The organism is Microbacterium sp. TPD7012 (assembly GCF_003075395.1).
Taxonomy (GTDB): domain Bacteria; phylum Actinomycetota; class Actinomycetes; order Actinomycetales; family Microbacteriaceae; genus Microbacterium.
Window position 1 is genome coordinate 26,057 of the sequence record NZ_QDFV01000004.1, and the last position, 17,863, is coordinate 43,919.

Below are 17,863 nucleotides of genomic sequence, written 5' to 3' on the forward strand. Positions count from 1 at the left end.
GGCGGTTCGTGCGCCATGTTGCGGCACATTTCCCGCGCAGGGAGAGGGGCGTGGGATCAGGGCGCGGCGGCGATCAGAGCGCGGCGGCGATCAGAGCGCGGCGGCGATCAGCTCGAGCGTCTGCGCACGCCCGGGAGAGGTCGTCCGCGGCTCCGACTCGTACGAAGCCGCGACGGGCGACAGCATGACCTCGTCGACGCCGTAGGTCTCGGCGAACGCGCGGACCTCGGCGGCGACCGACGCGCCCGTCCCGACGAACCAGCGCGAGCGCGCCGCCTGGATGACCTGGTCGGTGGCGGCATCCGTCTCGGCGGCGACGGCCTCCTCGACGGTCTCCAGCGCGACCAGCGGCTGGTTCAGGCGCAGGCGCGCCATCATGCGCAGCTGCGGCAGCGCGCGCGCCTCCGCCTCTTCGGCGGTCGGTGCGGCGACGACGTTGACCGTGAGGAACGTGCGCGGGGCCGGGTGCTCCTCGCTGGGCTGGTAGCCGGTGCGGTAGAGATCGAGCGCACGCTCGAGACCCTGACCCGAGAAGTGGTTCGCGAACACGTAGGGCAGGCCCTGGGCGGCCGCGAGCTGGGCGGAGTAGTCGCTCGACCCGAGGAGCCAGACCTCGGGTGCACCGGTCGCGGCGGGCGTCGCACGGACCGTGTACTCGCCGCCGGATGTGAACCGCACGGTCGCGCCGTCGCCGGAGACGAGCGCGGCGATGTCCTGCACGTGGCGGGGGAACTGCTCGACGTCGCTCGTGGTGCCGGAACCGCGGAGCAGCTGGGTGATCACAGGGTCGCTGCCCGGAGCACGCCCGAGACCGAGGTCGATGCGTCCGGGGGCGATGGCCTCGAGAGCCGCGAACTGCTCGGCGACGATCAGCGGAGCGTGGTTCGGGAGCATGACGCCGCCGGATCCGAGGCGCAGCTGCGAAGTGCGGGTCGCAGCCGCCGCGATCAGCACCGGGGGCGTCGTGGAGGCGACCGCCGGCATGTTGTGATGCTCGGCGAACCAGTAGCGGCGGTAGCCGAGCCGGTCGGCGGTCTCCGCCAGCGAGAGCGAGGAGGCGATGGCCTCGGCGCTGGTCTGGCCGGTGCGCACCGGGACGAGGTCGAGGACGGAGAGAGCGATTTCAGACATCCTCAGGGCAAACCACGAGACGCCACCGCGCATTCCCCGGATTCAGGTCCGCGGTGCGCGAGAGGACGGTCCGCGCGTCTCATCGCGGAGGGTCTCGATCTCCTCGCGGTTGATGGTCGCCGCGCGATCGAGCAGCTCGTTCGCGAACTCGATCTGCTCGTCGGTCAGGGTGTCGAGATAGTCGTTCCAGCGTTCCGCGACCCGCCCATAGATGTGCCCGACCCGTGCCATCACGGTCTCGGGGACCGCGGAGACGATCACGCGGCGGCGATCGGTCTCGTCGCGGGTGCGGGTGACGAAGCCCGCCCGCTCGAGACGGTCGATCATGGCGGTGACCGCGCCTCCGGCGGTCAGGCCCGAGCGCGCGGCGAGTTCCCCGGGGGTCGCCGGGCCCTCGCTCAGCAGCAGGCCCACCGCCTGGAGATCGGTGCCGTTGAGGCCGCCCGAGCGCGCCACGGCCTCCTGGAACAGCACCGACCTGGCCATGAACTCGCGCATCACCTCGCCCTGACGGGCGATCGCGGCATCGCGCGTTGACGCTTTCTCCGGCATCCGCTAATCTCTCTATATTCGAGAGACTCTCTTTTAGAGTCTCTCTCATCTGCTCTCAGACTATCGAAGGAACCACGCATGCCCAAGGCGCTCATCATCGGGGGCGGCGTCGCCGGACCCGCCACGGCTCTCTTCCTCCACCGTGCCGGATGGGAGGTGGAGCTCTTCGAGGCGCGGAGCGCGCCGGCACCGTACGGCGGGCTCTTCCTCAATGTGGCCACCAACGGCCTCGCGGTGCTCGACGAGCTCGGGCTGCGCGACCGGCTCGTGTCGGACGGGCACCTCAGCCCGCACATGGTGATGCTCAGCGGGCGGGGAGCGCGACTCGGCGTGGTCCCGAACGGGCCCGCCGGCGATCCGGAGCGCGGCAGCGTCGTCGTGCGACGCGCCTGGCTGCACGAGGTGCTGCGCGAGGCGATCACGGATGCCGGCATCCCGCTCGCGTTCGATGCACGGCTGGACCGCATCGAGGAGACGCCGGATGCCGTGGTCGCGCACTTCGCCGACGGTCGCAGCGTCCGCGGCGACGTGCTCATCGGCGCCGACGGTGTGGGATCGATCGTGCGGATGGCCATCGATCCGCAGGCGCCGGCCCCCGCCCCGAGCGGGCTGATCAGCGTCGGCGGATTCTCCCGGGTGCCGGGTCTCGCGCCGACTCCCGGCGAGCAGTACATGGTGTTCGGGGCGAAGTCCTTCTTCGGCTACCTGGTCCGCGAAGACGGCACCGCCTACTGGTTCGCCAACGTGACGGCGCCGGCGCTCGGGCGCGCGGAGACCCGCGCGATGACGGACACGGACTGGTTGACGCGACTGCGCGACCTGCATGCCGACGACCCGTATCCCGTGCCTCAGATCCTCGAGCACGTGGAGGGCGAGATCGGCGCCTATCCGCTCTCCGATCTCACCCACGTCCCGCACTGGCATCGAGGGCGACTGGTCCTCGTGGGTGATGCCGTGCACGCGACCTCGCCCAGTGCAGGACAGGGCGCGTCCCTCGCGCTGGAGGACGCGATCGTGCTCGCCAGGCACCTGCGCGACGCCGCCGACCACGAGCAGGCCTTCGCCGCCTACGAGCGCGACCGGCGGCCACGAGCAGAAGAGGTCGTGAAGTACGCGCGAGCCGTCAACCGGAACAAGCGGGTCACGAAGTCCCGGCTCGGCATCGCCCTCCGCGACGCGATGCTGCCGAGGTTCCTGCGCAGCGCCTCGTCGGACACCCGCAACGATCATCTCTACAACCATGTCGTCCACTGGTGACCCCGCGCTCCCTCCCCGCGCATTCCCCCGCTAGCGTTGGCACATGGATGCCGAGATCTTCTACGTGATCGTCGGGGCCGTCGCCGTGGCCGCCGTCGCGAGATGGCGCGGGTGGCCTGCGCCGCTGCTCGTCACGATCGTCGCGCTCGCCGCGTCATTCCTGCCGTTCGTGCCCGAGGTCGACATCGACGGGCACCTGCTGCTGAACCTCGTGCTGCCGCCGCTGCTGTACTCGGCGGCGTTGGACGTGTCGTTCGTCGGCTTCAAACGCAGCCTGCCGCAGATCCGCAGGCTCGGCATCACGCTCGTGCTGCTCACCGCGCTCGCGGTCGGCTTCGTGGCCTGGTGGATCTTCCCGGCGCTGACCCTCCCCGGCGCGCTGCTGCTCGGCGCGATCGTCGCTCCGCCGGATGCCGTCTCGGCGGCGGCGATCGGCCGCAAGCTCGGGCTCCCGCGCCGCATCATGACGGTGCTGTCGGGGGAGAGCCTGATCAACGACGCGACCTCGCTGACGCTGTACCGGGTGTTCGCCGCGATCCTCGCCGGAGCGACGCTGACGGTCTGGGACGGCGTCTGGCAGTTCCTGCTCGCGGTCGTGGTCGGCGTCGTGGTCGGCCTCGTCTTCGGTGTCGTGCTGCACCAGCTGCGCATGCGGATCAGCGACCCCGTCGTGATCGGCACCTTCGGGCTGCTGGCGCCGTTCGGCGCGTACGCGATCGCGGAGCACCTGCTCGGATCGGGCGTGCTCGCGGTCGTCGCGATGGGACTCTACGTCGGCTTCAACGCTCCGCGCACCGACTACACCACTCGGCAGCAGGAGAAGCCGCTGTGGCTCTCGGCCGACCTGCTGCTGGAGAGCTTCGTGTTCGCCTACATCGGACTGCAGTTCCCGCGCGTGCTCCGCGATCTCGGCAGCGAGTCGGTCGGGCACATCCTGCTGCTCTCCGGTGCGGTGCTGCTGGTCGTGCTCGTGGTGCGCCCGCTCTACGTCTATCCGACGAGCGCCTGGTCGAACTTCCAGGACCGCCGACGCCTCGCCCGCATGGATCGCGGCATCGCCTCGGGGGAGTTCGACAAGCGCCGCGAGCAGTCCCGCCGCTGGGGCCAGTACAGCGCCGAGGAGCTGCGGTCGCAGATCGTGCGCGAGCGGATGGCAGGACTCCAGCTCACCTGGAAGGACAACGCGGTCATCTCGTGGGCCGGGATGCGCGGCGTCGTGACGCTCGCGACCGCGCTCGCCGCCGCCGATCTCGCGGCCCTCGACTCGGACGCCTCGCACGCGATCGTGGTCGTGGCGTTCATCGTGACGGTCGCGACGCTGCTGCTGCAGGGGCTGACGCTGCCGATGCTCATCCGCGGGCTCGGCATCGCGAGCGACATCGACGCGGTCGAGGACGAGAAGGCCCTGGCCGACGTGAAGGAGAAGAGCCGTGCCGCCGGCAAGGCGTTCCTCGCCGAGAAGCGCCTCGAGTGGGAGGCGACGCACGGGGAGGTCGACATGCCCCTCTTCGACGCCTTCACGAAGCGGATGACCCGGGTCGAGAAGGACACGGACGAGGCGCAGCGCGTCGGGGATTCCGCGAACCAGCCCTCGTACGAGGATCTGGTCGCGCTGTCGCGGGGATGGCTGCAGGTGCGGCGCGACATCCTGCTGGCGGAGCGCGACGCCGGCAACCTCGACGAGGAGGTGATGCGCGAGCTGCTGACCGCGATGGATGCCGAGGAGCTCGCGCTCGACACCCGCGGCGCCACGCGCGAGCAGGGCCGCGCCTAGAACGCCGGTTTCGGCATCCGTGGTGACGGCCGCGAACACGAAAGCGCCCCGCCCCACGAGGGGACGGGGCGCTTCCGCGAAGCAGGGGTCAGCGCGCGCCGACCGGCTCCTTGTCGCTGGCGGCATCCGTCTCCGGTGCGTCGTCGGCGTCGCTGTCGTCGGCGAAGGGAAGGCCCTCGCGCGGCGCGTTGTAGAGCTCCTCGTCGAGGATGCCCTCGCGCTTGGCCACGATCGTCGGCACGAGCGCCTGGCCCGCGACGTTGACCGCGGTGCGGCCCATGTCGAGGATCGGGTCGATCGCGAGCAGCAGGCCGACGCCCTCGAGCGGCAGGCCCAGGGTCGACAGCGTGAGCGTGAGCATGACGGTCGCGCCGGTCGTGCCCGCGGTGGCCGCGGAGCCGACGACCGAGACGATCACGATCAGCAGGTACTGCACGAAGTTCAGCTCGATGCCGAAGAACTGCGCGACGAAGATCGCGGCGATGGCCGGGTAGATTGCGGCGCAGCCGTCCATCTTGGTGGTCGCGCCGAACGGCACGGCGAACGAGGCGTACGAGCGGGGCACACCGAGGTTCCGCTCGGTGACGCGCTCGGTCAGCGGCAGGGTGCCGATCGACGAGCGGCTGACGAAGGCGAGCTGCACGGCAGGCCACACGCCGGAGAAGTACTGCTTGATCGACAGGCCGTGCGTCTTCACCAGGATCGGATAGACCACGAAGAGCACGAGCGCGAGGCCGATGTAGATCGCCGCGGCGAACCACGCGAGCGAGGCCAGCTTCTCCCAGCCGTACTCGACGACGGCGGCGCCGATGAGGCCGAACGTGCCGAGCGGGGCGATGCGGATGATCCACCACAGCACGCGCTGGATGACCTTGAGCAGCGACTCGGTGAACGCGAGGAACGGCTCGGCCTTCTTGCCGGCCTTGAGGGCGGCGATGCCCACGGCAGCGGCCACGACGATGACCTGCAGGATGTTGAAGCTGATGCTGGAGGTGGCGCTGCCGGTCTCGAGGTCGACCTGCGTGCTCGCACCGAGTCCGAGGAAGTTCTGCGGGATCAGGCCGAGGAGGAAGTTCCACCACGTGCCGACCGTGTACGGCTCACCGGGCGTGAGGCCGTCGCCGGCCTTCGAACCCGGCTGGATGACGAGGCCGAGGACGATGCCGATGGTCACGGCGATGAACGCGGTGATCGCGAACCACAGCAGCGTCTGGCCGGCGAGGCGCGCGGCGTTCTGCACGCGACGCAGGTTCGAGATGCTCGCGACGATGGCCGTGAAGATCAGCGGGACGACGGCGGCGCGTAGCAGCGTCACGTACGAGCTGCCGATGGTGTCGAGGGTCGCGGACAGTCCGTTGGGGCTCTCCGAGGTCGCGCCGAGCTGGCGGGCGATCAGGCCGGCGGCGATGCCGAGGACGAGGGCGGCGAGGATCTGGAAGCCGAACGAGGTCAGCAGCTTCCGGACCGGACCGCGGGTGTCAGGCGCCTTCTGGGCGCGTGCGGTAGTGCTCATGGTGTGTGGGGAACTCCAGGAAATCGCGGCGGGCCGAATGCACGCCATAACGCTCAACGCTAGGAGCGCCCCGTCATTCCCCGGCCCGATATGACGAAGGATGACGGATGCCGAGAGCATCCGTCATCCTCTGCGCTGCAGACCGCCGGGATCAGTCGGCGATGCACTCCTGGACGTTGTCCGAGATGATCTGGGTGGTGAGAGCCTTGTCGGCCTCGTTCTTCTGCTTGTCCTCGCCGTTCGCGAGGAAGGTGAGGGTCTCGTTGCTCAGCTCGGAGTCGACGAGGTACTCGGCCAGGCACTCGGCGGCGTCGGCGTCGATCTGGTCGCCCATGCCCTGGCTGTCGAAGAACTCGGCGAGTCCCTTCGCGACATCGGCTTCGGACGGGCGGCTCGGTCCGCCGCACGCGGCGAGCGAGAACGCGAGCGCGGCGATCGGCAGGGCGAGGAGGAGGCTGCTGGGGGTGCGCAGGTTCCGGTCGTTGATCTTCATGTGGCCAACGCTACTGCTTCACAGCCGATTCATAGAGGGGCTTGCATGGGCACAATTGCCCGTGCCAGGAGCGGATGCTTCTGCCACGATGTCCTCATGTTCATCGTGACCACGAACGACGTTCCCGGTTATCGCATCACGCAGGTGCTCGGCGAGGTCATGGGCCTCACGGTCCGCTCGACCGACTTCGGGCAGAGCTTCACCGCCGGATTCCGTTCGCTGGGCGGCGGCGAGATCCCCGAGTACACGCAGGTCATGTACGAGAGCCGCCAGGTCGTGATGGGCCGGATGTGGGCCGAGGCCCAGCAGCGCGGCGCGAACGCGATCGTCGCGATGCGCTTCGACACCGGGTCCATCGGCAACTTCAGCGAGGTGTGCGGCTACGGCACCGCGGTCGTCGTGGAGACGCTCGCCGCGGCATCCGCTCCTCCCGCGCCACCCGCCGTCTGAATCGCCCGACGGCGAATCCATGAGGAAGTGCGACCGGAACGGCATCCGGGCCGAGCGTCAGCGCGGCGCCAGCACCAGCAGCTCGCCGACCTCGCACCCGAGGGCATCGCAGATCGCCCGCAGGGTCGAATAGCGGATCGCCCGAGCACGGTCGTTCTTCAGCACCGACAGGTTGACGATGCTGACGCCGACCAGCCCGCTCAGCTCGGTGAGCGTCATGCCGCGTTCGGCGAGCAGCTCGTCGAGACGGCAGTGGATGCCGGGGAACTCCTCGTCGTTCTCGGCCGGGCTCACACCAGGCCCTCCGTCTCGCGCTGCAGCCGATCGCCGACCGAGAACGCGGTGCCGATCACCGCGAGGATGAAGGCGCCGAGGATGAAGGTGAACGGCTCGACGCTCATCACCGCCGTATCGAAGGCATTGTCCGTGACCGCGCTGACGGTCGCGTTGGCGAGCATGTTGTCGAAGAACCGCACGGCCGCGAAGCCGAAGAGACCGGTGATCCCGGCGGTCATCACGAGGGCGGTGTTCCGGCGGCTGAACACCGTGCCGCCGAGGATGCTGCGGGCGAGCAGCAGCAGGCATCCGATCACGACGACGATCGTGAGGATCTGCAGCACCTGGCCGATGATGCCGGGCACGACCGCGAGCGGCGGCAGGTCCGCGGCGGTGACGGATGCGCGATCGAGGTCGAGGGTGAGGTCCGCCCCGCCGGCACCGAGCGGCACGTCGACGGGCTGGTCGACGAACTCGAGCATCACGGGGACCGCGGTGCCGGAGCCGAGCCCGATGATGCGGATGATCGAGTGGACGGCGATGTATGCCGCGATCGCGGCGCCGGCGATGCAGAAGGCGATGAGGCTCCCCTTGTCCCCCCGGGACAGCTCGCCCTGCTTCGATCCCTGCTTCTCCACGTTCATCATCCCCACTCCTTATCGATAGTCGTTGTTGTCGATAGACGTTAAGTTATCGACTGTCGATACGTCCGTCAACCCCGGCGTGCGTTCCCGTGGCAGAAACGGCGGGAGCTCGGCCGTCGCACCCGCCGCACGTGCCACGGGAGCGACGGGGCTATGCCCACGGCGAACACGGGCATACAGCGCCTGAGCGGTGGTTACTCTCGATGTACAAGCGCAGATCGCCGTCTTTGACGTAGCGCTTCGCCCCAGTGCGAATAAGGAGTCACAGCATGTTCGAGAGATTCACGGACCGAGCCCGTCGAGTGGTCGTCCTCGCCCAAGAAGAGGCGAAGATGCTCAACCACAACTACATCGGCACCGAGCACATCCTGCTCGGCCTCATCCACGAGGGCGAGGGCGTCGCCGCCAAGGCGCTCGAAAGTCTCGGCATCTCCCTCGACGCGGTGCGCGAGCAGGTGCAGGACATCATCGGCCAGGGTCAGCAGCAGCCGACCGGCCACATCCCGTTCACGCCCCGCGCCAAGAAGGTGCTCGAGCTGAGCCTCCGCGAGGCCCTGCAGCTCGGCCACAACTACATCGGCACCGAGCACATCCTCCTCGGCCTCATCCGCGAGGGCGAGGGCGTCGCCGCCCAGGTGCTCGTCAAGCTCGGCGCCGACCTCAACAAGGTGCGCCAGCAGGTCATCCAGCTCCTCTCCGGTGCCCCCGGCCGCGAGCCGGCATCCGTCGGCGCGCAGACCAACGACACTCCGAGCGCGCAGGGCGGATCGCAGGTCCTCGACCAGTTCGGTCGCAACCTGACCCAGGCCGCGCGCGACAACAAGCTCGACCCGGTCATCGGTCGCGAGAAGGAGGCGGAGCGGGTCATGCAGATCCTCTCCCGCCGCTCCAAGAACAACCCCGTCCTGATCGGAGAGCCCGGCGTCGGCAAGACCGCCGTCGTCGAGGGTCTCGCTCAGGCCATCGTCAAGGGCGATGTCCCCGAGACGCTGAAGGACAAGCAGCTCTACTCGCTCGACCTCGGCTCGCTCATCGCCGGCTCCCGCTACCGCGGTGACTTCGAGGAGCGCCTGAAGAAGGTCACCAAGGAGATCCGCACGCGCGGCGACATCATCGTCTTCATCGACGAGATCCACACCCTCGTGGGTGCGGGTGCCGCCGAGGGTGCGATCGACGCGGCCAGCATCCTGAAGCCGCTGCTCGCCCGTGGTGAGCTCCAGACGATCGGTGCGACCACGCTCGACGAGTATCGCAAGCACTTCGAGAAGGATGCCGCGCTCGAGCGCCGCTTCCAGCCGGTGCAGGTGAACGAGCCGACGCTGCCGCACGCGATCAACATCCTCAAGGGGCTGCGCGACCGCTACGAGGCGCACCACAAGGTGCAGATCACCGACGGAGCCATCGTCGCCGCGGCGAACCTCGCCGACCGCTACGTCTCCGACCGGTTCCTGCCGGACAAGGCGATCGACCTGATCGACGAGGCCGGTGCGCGACTGCGGCTCAGCATCCTGTCGAGCCCGCCCGAGCTGCGCGAATTCGACGAGAAGATCGCCAAGGTCCGCGAGCAGAAGGAAGTCGCCTCCGAGGAGCAGGACTTCGAGAAGGCCGCGTCTCTCCGCGATGAGGAGAAGAGCCTCCTCGCCGAGCGACTGCGTCTCGAGAAGCAGTGGCGTGCGGGCGACGTCGCGACCTCCGCGGTCGTCGACGAGGGTCTGATCGCCGAGGTCCTCGCGCAGGCCACCGGCATCCCGGTGTTCAAGCTCACGGAAGAGGAGTCCTCGCGGCTCGTCTTCATGGAGAAGGCCCTGCACCAGCGCGTCATCGGTCAGGAGGAGGCGATCGCCGCCCTCTCCAAGACGATCCGTCGCCAGCGCGCCGGACTCAAGGACCCGAAGCGTCCCTCGGGCTCGTTCATCTTCGCCGGCCCCACGGGCGTCGGAAAGACCGAGCTCGCGAAGGCCCTCGCGGAGTTCCTGTTCGACGACGAGGCCGCGCTGATCTCGCTCGACATGAGCGAGTTCGGCGAGAAGCACACCGTCTCGCGTCTGTTCGGTGCCCCTCCCGGATTCGTCGGATTCGAAGAGGGTGGCCAGCTCACCGAGAAGGTGCGCCGCAAGCCGTTCAGCGTGGTGCTCTTCGACGAGATCGAGAAGGCCCACCCGGACATCTTCAACTCGCTGCTGCAGATCCTGGAAGAGGGTCGTCTCACCGACGGTCAGGGTCGGATCGTGGACTTCAAGAACACGGTCATCATCATGACCACCAACCTCGGTGCGCGCGACATCGCCGGCGGCCCGGTGGGCTTCCAGATCGAGGGCAACGACTCGACCAGCTACGACCGGATGAAGGGCAAGGTGAACGAGGAGCTCAAGCGGCACTTCAAGCCCGAGTTCCTCAACCGTGTCGACGACATCATCGTGTTCCCGCAGCTCTCCAAGAGCGAGCTGGTGCAGATCGTGGATCTGTTCACCAAGCGCCTCGGCGAGCGTCTGCTGGACCGCGACATGACGATCGAGCTGTCGCAGGCGGCGAAGGAGCGTCTCATCGAGATCGGCTTCGACCCGGCTCTCGGCGCCCGTCCGTTGCGTCGCGCGATGCAGCACGAGGTCGAGGACCGTCTGTCCGAGAAGATCCTGCACGGCGAGCTCAACTCCGGCGACCACGTCAAGGTGGATGCCGCGAACGGCGAGTTCCTGTTCGAGCACGGTCCGCGCGGAGAGAAGGTGTCGGTCGGCATCAACACCGGCGGCGCCGGGATCTCCGGCACCCCCGACCTGGCGGTCGCCAGCGGGGAGTGACCCAGCCGAATCGTGGAAGGGGCGGATGCTGCGGCATCCGCCCCTTCTCTGTGCCCGGGGCATCCGCCGGTGGGAAAACGGAGAGGGGATGCTGTCCGCACGGCGATTCTCGTCGACGCCACGCCGCAAGACCTCGGTTTGATCCGCGCTTTCTTACGGATGCCCTGCAGGTGTCTAGGCTGGACGGGTGAGCGAGTACATCGTCCGACCGGCGCGCAGCGCCGACATCGTCGGCATCCGGAACCTGCTGCAGCCGCTCGTCGAACAGCGCATCCTGCTCGGGAAGGACCTGGCGGTGCTCTACGGCGCCGTGCAGGAGTTCGTCGTCGCCGAGGCCGACGGCGAGCTGATCGGATGCGGCGCGCTGCACGTGATCTGGGAGGACCTCGGTGAGGTGCGCACGCTCCTCGTGCGCGAGGACTGGCTGCACCACGGCGTCGGCCGCGGGATCGTCGACCGCCTCGAGGAGACCGCCCGCGCGCTCGGCCTCTCGCGACTTTTCTGCCTCACCTTCGAGGTCTCGTTCTTCGGACGCCGCGGCTACACCCCGATCGGCGAGCAGGTCGTCGACCCCGACGTGTACTCGCAGCTGCTGCGCAGCGGTGACGCGGGTGTCGAGGAGTTCCTCGACCTCGCGCACGTGAAGCCGAACACGCTCGGCAACACGCGCATGCTCAAGGTGCTCTGACCGACGGAGTCGCCGGACCGGACGGTCCATCGAATCGTCCATGTTCTTCCCCGTTCACGCCATGGGGCTCCGTGCGGGCCGACGATAGCTTCGTCGCAGGACCACGCGTCCTGTCGTCGGCTGCAGTGTGCCGTCGGCACGCATCTGCACGGAGGTTCAACGGATGAACAACGATCGCGTCGACGTCGGATCGACCATGGGCGTCGACGCGGAGCGTCGGCAGAACGAGCGGATCGTCCTGCCGGAAGCCGCCGGGCCGTTGCGTGCCGCCCTCGATCGCGGCGATGCCATCGCCTGGAGCGAGCCGCTGAGCATCCTCACGTACGAGGCCGCAGAGCCGAGCACCCACCCGATGTACCTCGACCATCGCGTCTATCAGGGGTCGAGCGGCACGGTGTATCCGATCCCGTTCACCGAGCAGATCGCCGATGAGGGCGTGGTCCGCGAATGGCAGGCCGTCCATCTCGAGAACGAATACGTGCGGCTCGTGGTCCTCCCCGAGCTCGGCGGGCGCATCCACATCGGGTACGACAAGACCACCGGCTACGACTTCTTCTACCGCAACAACGTCATCAAGCCGGCTCTCGTCGGTCTCGCAGGCCCCTGGATCAGCGGCGGGGTCGAGTTCAACTGGCCGCAGCACCACCGTCCGGGAACCTACCTCCCCGTCGAGACGACGATCGAGAACGACGACGACGGCTCGGTCACGGTGTGGTGCCACGACCACGACCCGTTCACCCGGATGTCGGCGCAGCACGGCATCCGACTGCGCCAGGGAAGCTCCGTCGTCGAACTGGTGGTGCGGCTGCACAACCGCACCAGCGAGCGGCAGTCCTTCCTCTGGTGGGCGAACGTCGCCGCCCGGGTGCACGACGACTACCAGTCCTTCTTTCCCGAAGACGTCCGCTATGTCGCCGACCACGCCCGTCGGGCGCTCACCGCGTTTCCCGAGGCCGATCGCCCGTACTACGGCGTCGACTACCCGGCACTGGCGGCGGAGCACGAAGGCGCCGACCGCATCGATTTCTACCGCAATATCCCCGTGCCGACGTCGTACATGATCGTCGACTCGCAGCAGGACTTCTTCGGCGGCTACGACCACGCCGCCGGAGCAGGGTTCGTGCACTGGGCCGAGCGTCGACTCGCGCCGGGCAAGAAGCAGTGGACGTGGGGCGATGCGCCGTTCGGCCACGCCTGGGACGACCAGCTCACCGATGGCGACGGTCCGTACGTCGAACTGATGGCGGGCGTCTACACCGACAACCAGCCGGACTTCTCCTGGCTGCTGCCCGGCGAGACCAAGGTTTTCTCGCAGTACTGGTATCCGATCCCCGCGATCGGCGCGGCGCACCAGGCGACGACGGATGCCGCCGTGCACGTCGAGCGCGGGGAGCGGGTGTCGGCGAGCTTCGCGGTCACGAGCCGCCGCGACGGTGTGACGCTGCGGATCCTCGACGGGGGTGCCGTCGTCGCGAGCACCGCGGCCGACCTGGTCCCCGGGGTGCCGGTGACGCTCGAGTCGGATGTCGCACCGTCGGATGCGATCACCGCCGAGCTCCTCGATTCCGACGGCGGTCTTCTCGTGCGGTGGACGCCGACGGATGCCGCGGACGAAGAGCCGTGGGTCGCCGACGAGCCGCCGCTGCCGGACGAGATCGACAGCGTCGAGGAGCTCTACCTCACGGGCCTCCACCTGCAGCAGAACCGCCATCCCACCCGCTCCCCGATGCCGTACTGGCGGGCGGCGCTCGCGCGCGACGCCGGTGACGCGCGGACGAACCTCGCGCTCGCGGATCGCGCGTACCGTTCCGGGCGCTTCGACAGCGCGCTCACGCATGCGCAGACGGCGATCACCCGCCTGACGCGGCGCAACGCGAACCCGACCGATACCGAGGCGTACTACCTCGCGGGACTCGTCCTCGCCCGTCTCGGCCGTGAGGTCGAGGCGCAGCAGATGTTCGGCAAGGCCGGGTGGGACGGGGCCTGGGCGGCGGCATCCGGTGTCGAGCTCGTCCGGTCGCTGCTGCGCACCGGTCAGCAGCGCGCCGCATTGCGGGTGCTCGACACGCTCGACGGCGTCGCCGGGCACGACACGCGCCGCGCCGCCCTCCGCGCGATCATTCTGCGGGCACGCGGCGACGAAGCGGGGAGCGCCGCCGTCGCACGGGCAGCGCTCGTCGCCGACCCGCTCGACGCGACGCTGCGCGTGCTCGCCGGTGAGGAGGTCGACGCGGATGCCGGACTGCTGCTCGATGTCGCTCTCGATCTGAAGCTCGCCGGCGCCGCCGATGACGCCGTGCGCCTCCTCGACGCCGCGATCGCCGCGCCCATCCGTCGCTCCGGCAACGTGAGACCGCTCGCGCACTACCTCGCCGCCGAGATCCGGGAGAGTCGCGGCGACCGGCAGGCCGCAGCGTACGAGCGATCGCTCGCGCGAGCGGCCGAGCAGCGCTGGGCGTTCCCCTCGGGCCTCGATGCGCTGCAGGCCCTCGAGCTCGCGATCGACGCCGGACCCGACGACGCGACCGCCCTCTCGCTGCTCGGGATGCTGCTCTATGCCGTCGGGCGGCGCCGTGAGGCGGCGGCGGCCTGGAATCGCGCGATCGAGAGCGGCCACCGCGATCCGGTGCTGTTCCGCAACGCGGCCCTCGCCGCCTACAACGTCGAGCGCGACGAGGAGAAGGCCTGGCGGCTGTACGCGCAGGCCGTCGAGAGCGCTTCGACGGATGCGCGCATCCGCTACGAGCAGGATCAGCTCGCGGCCCGACTCGGGCACACGACCGCTCAGCGCCTCGCCGCTCTGCGGCCGGTCGAGGACCTGGTGCTCACCCGCGACGACTTCGCGATCGAGTACGCGCGTCTGCTCGTCGCCGAGGGGGCGGCCGCCGAGGCGCACAGCATCCTCCTCACCCGCCCGTTCCATCCGTGGGAGGGAGGGGAGGGGCAGGCGATCGCCACGTGGGATCTCACGCTCGAGGCACTCGGCCTGCCGCTGACCGACCCGCCCGCCACGCTCGGCGAGGCCCGCGCGGCGTATGTCGCGCCGGCGGCCGTGCGGGACGACGGGGTGACCGACTACTTCGCCACCAGCCATCCGGAACTGCTGCTGTTCAACCAGGAGGGCGAGGACGACGGACTGTGACGGTGCCGCTGTCGGGGAACGCGTTCGTGCTGCGCTCGGGACCGTACGAGGCGCGGATCGCGAGCGTCGGTGCCACCGTGCGATCGCTCCGGTGCGACGGCGTCGACCTCATCGTGCCGTTCGGAGCGGACGAGATCAGACCGTCGATGCGCGGCGCGTTGCTCGCACCGTGGCCCAACCGCATCGCCGACGGCGCGTACGAGTTCGACGGGGTCGTCCACCGGCTCGTGCAGAACGAGCCGGAGACCCGCACTGCGGCCCACGGGCTGATCGCGTGGACCGATTTCACGGCGACGACGGTGGCCTCGGATCACCTGGTGCTCACCGGCATGATCGCCGCGCAGCCCGGGTATCCGTGGCGGGTGCGCATCGACGCGGAGTTCCGCCTCGGCCCGGACGGGCTCACGCAGGAGGTGACGGCGTCGAACGAGAGCGCGACCGCCGCCCCGGTCGGCCTCGGCGGGCATCCGTACCTCGTGGTCGGGCGGCCGCGGGAGTGCGGCATCGACGATCTGAGCCTCGAGCTCGATGCCGGCGAGATCCTGCTCGTCTCTCCGGATCGGATGCTGCCAGAGCGCAGCGTGCCCGTGTCCGACCCGCTCGCCGGGGAGCGCGACTTCCGGGAGCCGCGGCGCATCGGGTCGACCGCGCTCAACCACGCCTTCACCGATCTCGCGCGCCGGCACGGACGGGCGCGCGCCCGGCTCCTGGATGACGCGGGCGCAGGGGTCGAGGTCGAGTGGGACGACCGCTGCCCGTGGGTGCAGATCTACACGACCGATCACGGCGACGGCGAGGAGTTCCGCAGCGGCGTCGCGATCGAGCCGATGACCTGCCCGCCGGACGCGTTCAACTCCCGGCGCGACCTCCTGATCGTCGAGGCCGGGGAGTCGGTCGGTGCGGGCTGGATGATCCGACGAGTCCGCTGATCCGTCAGCCTTTGTGCTGCGCCCGATAGGCCGTCGGGTTGAGGCCGTGCAATCGCCGGAAGTGCCGGGAGAAGTACAGCGGATCCGCGTAGCCGACAGCTGTGGCGATCTCCCGGACCGAGAGCGAGGTCGTGTCGAGCAGATTCCTCGCGTGCGTCATCCGCAGCGAGGTGTGGAAAGCGGCGGGCCCGCTGCCGGTGGCCTGGCGGAACAGCGCGCTCAGGTGCGACGGCGACATCCCGACGAGAGCGGCGAGCTCGCTGACCTGGATGTTCCCGTCGACCCGCGTCTCGAGATAGCGCATGGCGCGCTCCAGAGCCGACCCCTCGCTCGGAAGGATGCTGTCGGCCGCGATCCGGGTGAGGAGGTTCCATGCGACCCCGGAGGCGATCAGCAGCTGCGGTGGGGAGAGCCGACGCTCCAGCAGCGTGACGAGCTCGTCGAACAGGGCGACGACGCGGTCCATCGAGCGGAGCCGGGTCACGGGACTCTGGCGCCCCAGGGTCTGGGCCGCGAGCTCGGCGGCGTCCGTCCCCCGGACATGCAGCCACCAGATCGTCCAGGGATCGTCTTCCGATGCCTCGTACGAGTGCGGCGTTCCCGCACTGATCGCGATCGAGGTGGCGGCTGTGAGCGGATGGACCTCGCCGGCGATCGTCACGGTGCCGCGCCCGGCGACGCAGAGCAGCAGGACCGTCTCGGCGCAGCCGCGCGGGCGGACCCGGCGGTGGCCCCGCGCCGTGGGGAAGTAGCCGGCATCGGTGACGAGCAGGCGCCGGGTACCCGCGGCGCCCAGCGCGGCCTCGACCTGCGGGCGGGGAAGCACGCACAGGCGCTGGTGCTCGAACCCCTCCATCCGATAGTGCGGTTCGAGCAGGATAGGCGTCTCGTCCATGAGGCCTCGCAGAAGTGTCGCGGTTGTCGGCGGCGATGCGTGCAGACCGATCCTGCCAGGCTAGCCGCTGGCCGGTGCACCCAGTCAAACGGATGATTCCCGTCCTCTTGCGCGGAGCCGGAGAAAAGTCCATATGTTCCGTGAGATCGTCCTCAAGCGACGTGGCGCGATCGATGTACGTTCGATCTGTTCCACACAGCATCCGGTCATCACGGCCGGTCATCGCACGAAGACGAAGGAGTCTCAATGTTCGCCACACGCAGCCGCCTCTGGGCGCGCACTGCCGCGGGCGGGGTCGCCGTTCTGGCTCTCGCCGCGCTCACCGCCTGCTCGTCCGGGATGGAGACGGCGGAGCCCGCCGCCGAGGGCGGGGGCACATCCGACGGTCCGCTCACGATCGCCCTGATCCAGAAGCAGGGAGACCAGCAGTACTTCATCGACGAGGCCGACGGCGCGAAGGAGGCTGCGAAGGCCGACGGCGACGTCACGATCAACGTCGTCGACGTCAGCACCGACTCGAACAAGGCGATCTCCGAGGTCGAGGCCGCCATCGCGCAGGGCGTCGACGGGATCATCATCGTCGTGCCCGACACGCAGATCGGCCCGCAGGTGATCCAGCTCGCGACCGACGCCGGCATCCCGATCATGGCGGCCGACGATCCGATCGTCGACGCCAAGGGCGCTGCCGCGGCCTTCACCGGCTTCGACGGCACGTCGATGGGTGAGAAGGTCGGCGCCGACGCCGCCCGTCTGTACCAGGAGGCAGGATGGGATGCCGCAGACACCCGCATCCTCTCCGCCTACAAGCAGGACCAGCCCAACTGCGTCGAGCGCGTCGACGGTGCGGTCGCCGCCTTCTCCGAGGCCGTCCCCGACGGCCCTGAGGTGATCGAGGTCGGCACCGACAATTCGGCCACCGATGCGCAGGACAAGGCCGGTGCCATCATCACGGCCAACGCCGGCGTGAAGCACTGGGTGGTCTGGGGCTGCAACGACGAGAACGAGACGGGTGTCGTCACGGCGCTGCAGAACTCGGGCGTCGCGCCCGCCGACATCATCGGCGTGGGTCTCGGCGCGTACCTGACCTGCAAGGACTGGAACGCCGGCCAGGAGACGGGCAACAAGTCCGCCCTGTTCATCTCGGGTGTCGAGGTCGGCAAGGCCGCCGTCACGTCGATGGTCGACCTGCTGCGCAACGGCACGGAGCTGCCGCCGAAGACCGTGGCCAACACCGAGATCGTCGACGCCTCCAACTGGGAGGAGAAGGGCGTCGTCTGCACCTGACGCCTTCCTCGGGGGCGGCCGCGCCGGCGGTCGTCCC

15 protein-coding genes are annotated in these 17,863 nt (G+C 69.4%); 8 read left to right on the plus strand and 7 right to left on the minus strand.

All coding sequences use genetic code 11. The annotated features are described in order from the left end of the window. Positions 1–90: 90 nt before the first annotated feature. Together DC434_RS11515 and DC434_RS11520 are read right to left on the minus strand one after the other, a co-directional pair. On the minus strand, positions 91–1,131 hold the full coding sequence (locus tag DC434_RS11515; protein ID WP_116635452.1) for an LLM class flavin-dependent oxidoreductase: 1,041 nt from the start codon (positions 1,129–1,131) through the stop codon (positions 91–93). 42 nt (positions 1,132–1,173) lie between these two features. Continuing rightward, positions 1,174–1,683, minus strand: coding sequence for a MarR family transcriptional regulator (locus DC434_RS11520; RefSeq protein ID WP_116635453.1), 510 nt, complete (start codon positions 1,681–1,683; stop codon positions 1,174–1,176). A gap of 78 nt (positions 1,684–1,761) precedes the next feature. On the opposite strand from DC434_RS11520, the gene DC434_RS11525 reads away from it, so the two are divergent. Together DC434_RS11525 and DC434_RS11530 are read left to right on the plus strand one after the other, a co-directional pair. After that, complete coding sequence (locus DC434_RS11525; RefSeq protein ID WP_116635454.1) at positions 1,762–2,940, plus strand: NAD(P)/FAD-dependent oxidoreductase; 1,179 nt, start codon at positions 1,762–1,764, stop codon at positions 2,938–2,940. Positions 2,941–2,983: 43 nt separating this feature from the next. Beyond that, on the plus strand, positions 2,984–4,714 hold the full coding sequence (locus DC434_RS11530; RefSeq protein WP_116635455.1) for a cation:proton antiporter: 1,731 nt from the start codon (positions 2,984–2,986) through the stop codon (positions 4,712–4,714). Positions 4,715–4,802: 88 nt separating this feature from the next. Here DC434_RS11530 and DC434_RS11535 read toward each other — a convergent pair whose 3' ends face one another. Both DC434_RS11535 and DC434_RS11540 read right to left on the minus strand, forming a co-directional pair. Next, positions 4,803–6,227 carry a dicarboxylate/amino acid:cation symporter gene (locus DC434_RS11535; protein WP_207769960.1) on the minus strand — a complete coding sequence of 475 codons (1,425 nt, stop codon included), beginning with the start codon at positions 6,225–6,227 and terminating at the stop codon, positions 4,803–4,805. Positions 6,228–6,378: 151 nt separating this feature from the next. After that, positions 6,379–6,720, minus strand: coding sequence for a hypothetical protein (locus tag DC434_RS11540; RefSeq protein WP_116635456.1), 342 nt, complete (start codon positions 6,718–6,720; stop codon positions 6,379–6,381). Between the two features lie 96 nt (positions 6,721–6,816). Here DC434_RS11540 and DC434_RS11545 point away from each other — a divergent pair, with 96 nt between their 5' ends. Next, positions 6,817–7,170, plus strand: a complete 354-nt coding sequence (locus tag DC434_RS11545; RefSeq protein ID WP_116635457.1) for a YbjQ family protein — start codon at positions 6,817–6,819, stop codon at positions 7,168–7,170. A 57-nt stretch (positions 7,171–7,227) separates the two neighbouring features. Here DC434_RS11545 and DC434_RS11550 read toward each other — a convergent pair whose 3' ends face one another. Both DC434_RS11550 and DC434_RS11555 read right to left on the minus strand, forming a co-directional pair. After that, a complete protein-coding gene (locus DC434_RS11550) occupies positions 7,228–7,464 on the minus strand; it encodes a helix-turn-helix domain-containing protein (RefSeq protein ID WP_116635458.1) in 237 nt (78 codons plus the stop codon). Further along, on the minus strand, positions 7,461–8,093 hold the full coding sequence (locus tag DC434_RS11555) for a DUF2975 domain-containing protein (RefSeq protein ID WP_116635459.1): 633 nt from the start codon (positions 8,091–8,093) through the stop codon (positions 7,461–7,463). The genes DC434_RS11550 and DC434_RS11555 overlap by 4 nt, the downstream gene beginning before the upstream one ends. 266 nt (positions 8,094–8,359) lie before the next feature. Here DC434_RS11555 and DC434_RS11560 point away from each other — a divergent pair, with 266 nt between their 5' ends. The 4 genes from DC434_RS11560 to DC434_RS11575 all read left to right on the plus strand — a co-directional run bounded on the left by DC434_RS11560 (position 8,360) and on the right by DC434_RS11575 (position 15,647). After that, positions 8,360–10,888 (plus strand): ATP-dependent Clp protease ATP-binding subunit, encoded by a 2,529-nt coding sequence (locus DC434_RS11560; RefSeq protein ID WP_116635460.1) that lies wholly within the window; start codon positions 8,360–8,362, stop codon positions 10,886–10,888. Positions 10,889–11,075: 187 nt separating this feature from the next. Continuing rightward, positions 11,076–11,576, plus strand: coding sequence for an amino-acid N-acetyltransferase (locus DC434_RS11565; protein WP_116635461.1), 501 nt, complete (start codon positions 11,076–11,078; stop codon positions 11,574–11,576). Between the two features lie 163 nt (positions 11,577–11,739). Further along, positions 11,740–14,718 carry a DUF5107 domain-containing protein gene (locus DC434_RS11570; RefSeq protein WP_116635462.1) on the plus strand — a complete coding sequence of 993 codons (2,979 nt, stop codon included), beginning with the start codon at positions 11,740–11,742 and terminating at the stop codon, positions 14,716–14,718. Further along, on the plus strand, positions 14,715–15,647 hold the full coding sequence (locus DC434_RS11575; protein WP_116635463.1) for an aldose 1-epimerase family protein: 933 nt from the start codon (positions 14,715–14,717) through the stop codon (positions 15,645–15,647). Before DC434_RS11570 ends, DC434_RS11575 begins: the two co-directional genes overlap by 4 nt. A gap of 4 nt (positions 15,648–15,651) precedes the next feature. Here DC434_RS11575 and DC434_RS11580 read toward each other — a convergent pair whose 3' ends face one another. Beyond that, entirely contained in the window at positions 15,652–16,542 is an 891-nt protein-coding gene (locus DC434_RS11580; protein ID WP_116635464.1) for an AraC family transcriptional regulator, read from the minus strand. A gap of 246 nt (positions 16,543–16,788) precedes the next feature. Here DC434_RS11580 and DC434_RS11585 point away from each other — a divergent pair, with 246 nt between their 5' ends. After that, on the plus strand, positions 16,789–17,826 hold the full coding sequence (locus DC434_RS11585) for a substrate-binding domain-containing protein (protein WP_116635465.1): 1,038 nt from the start codon (positions 16,789–16,791) through the stop codon (positions 17,824–17,826). Positions 17,827–17,863: the final 37 nt, after the last annotated feature.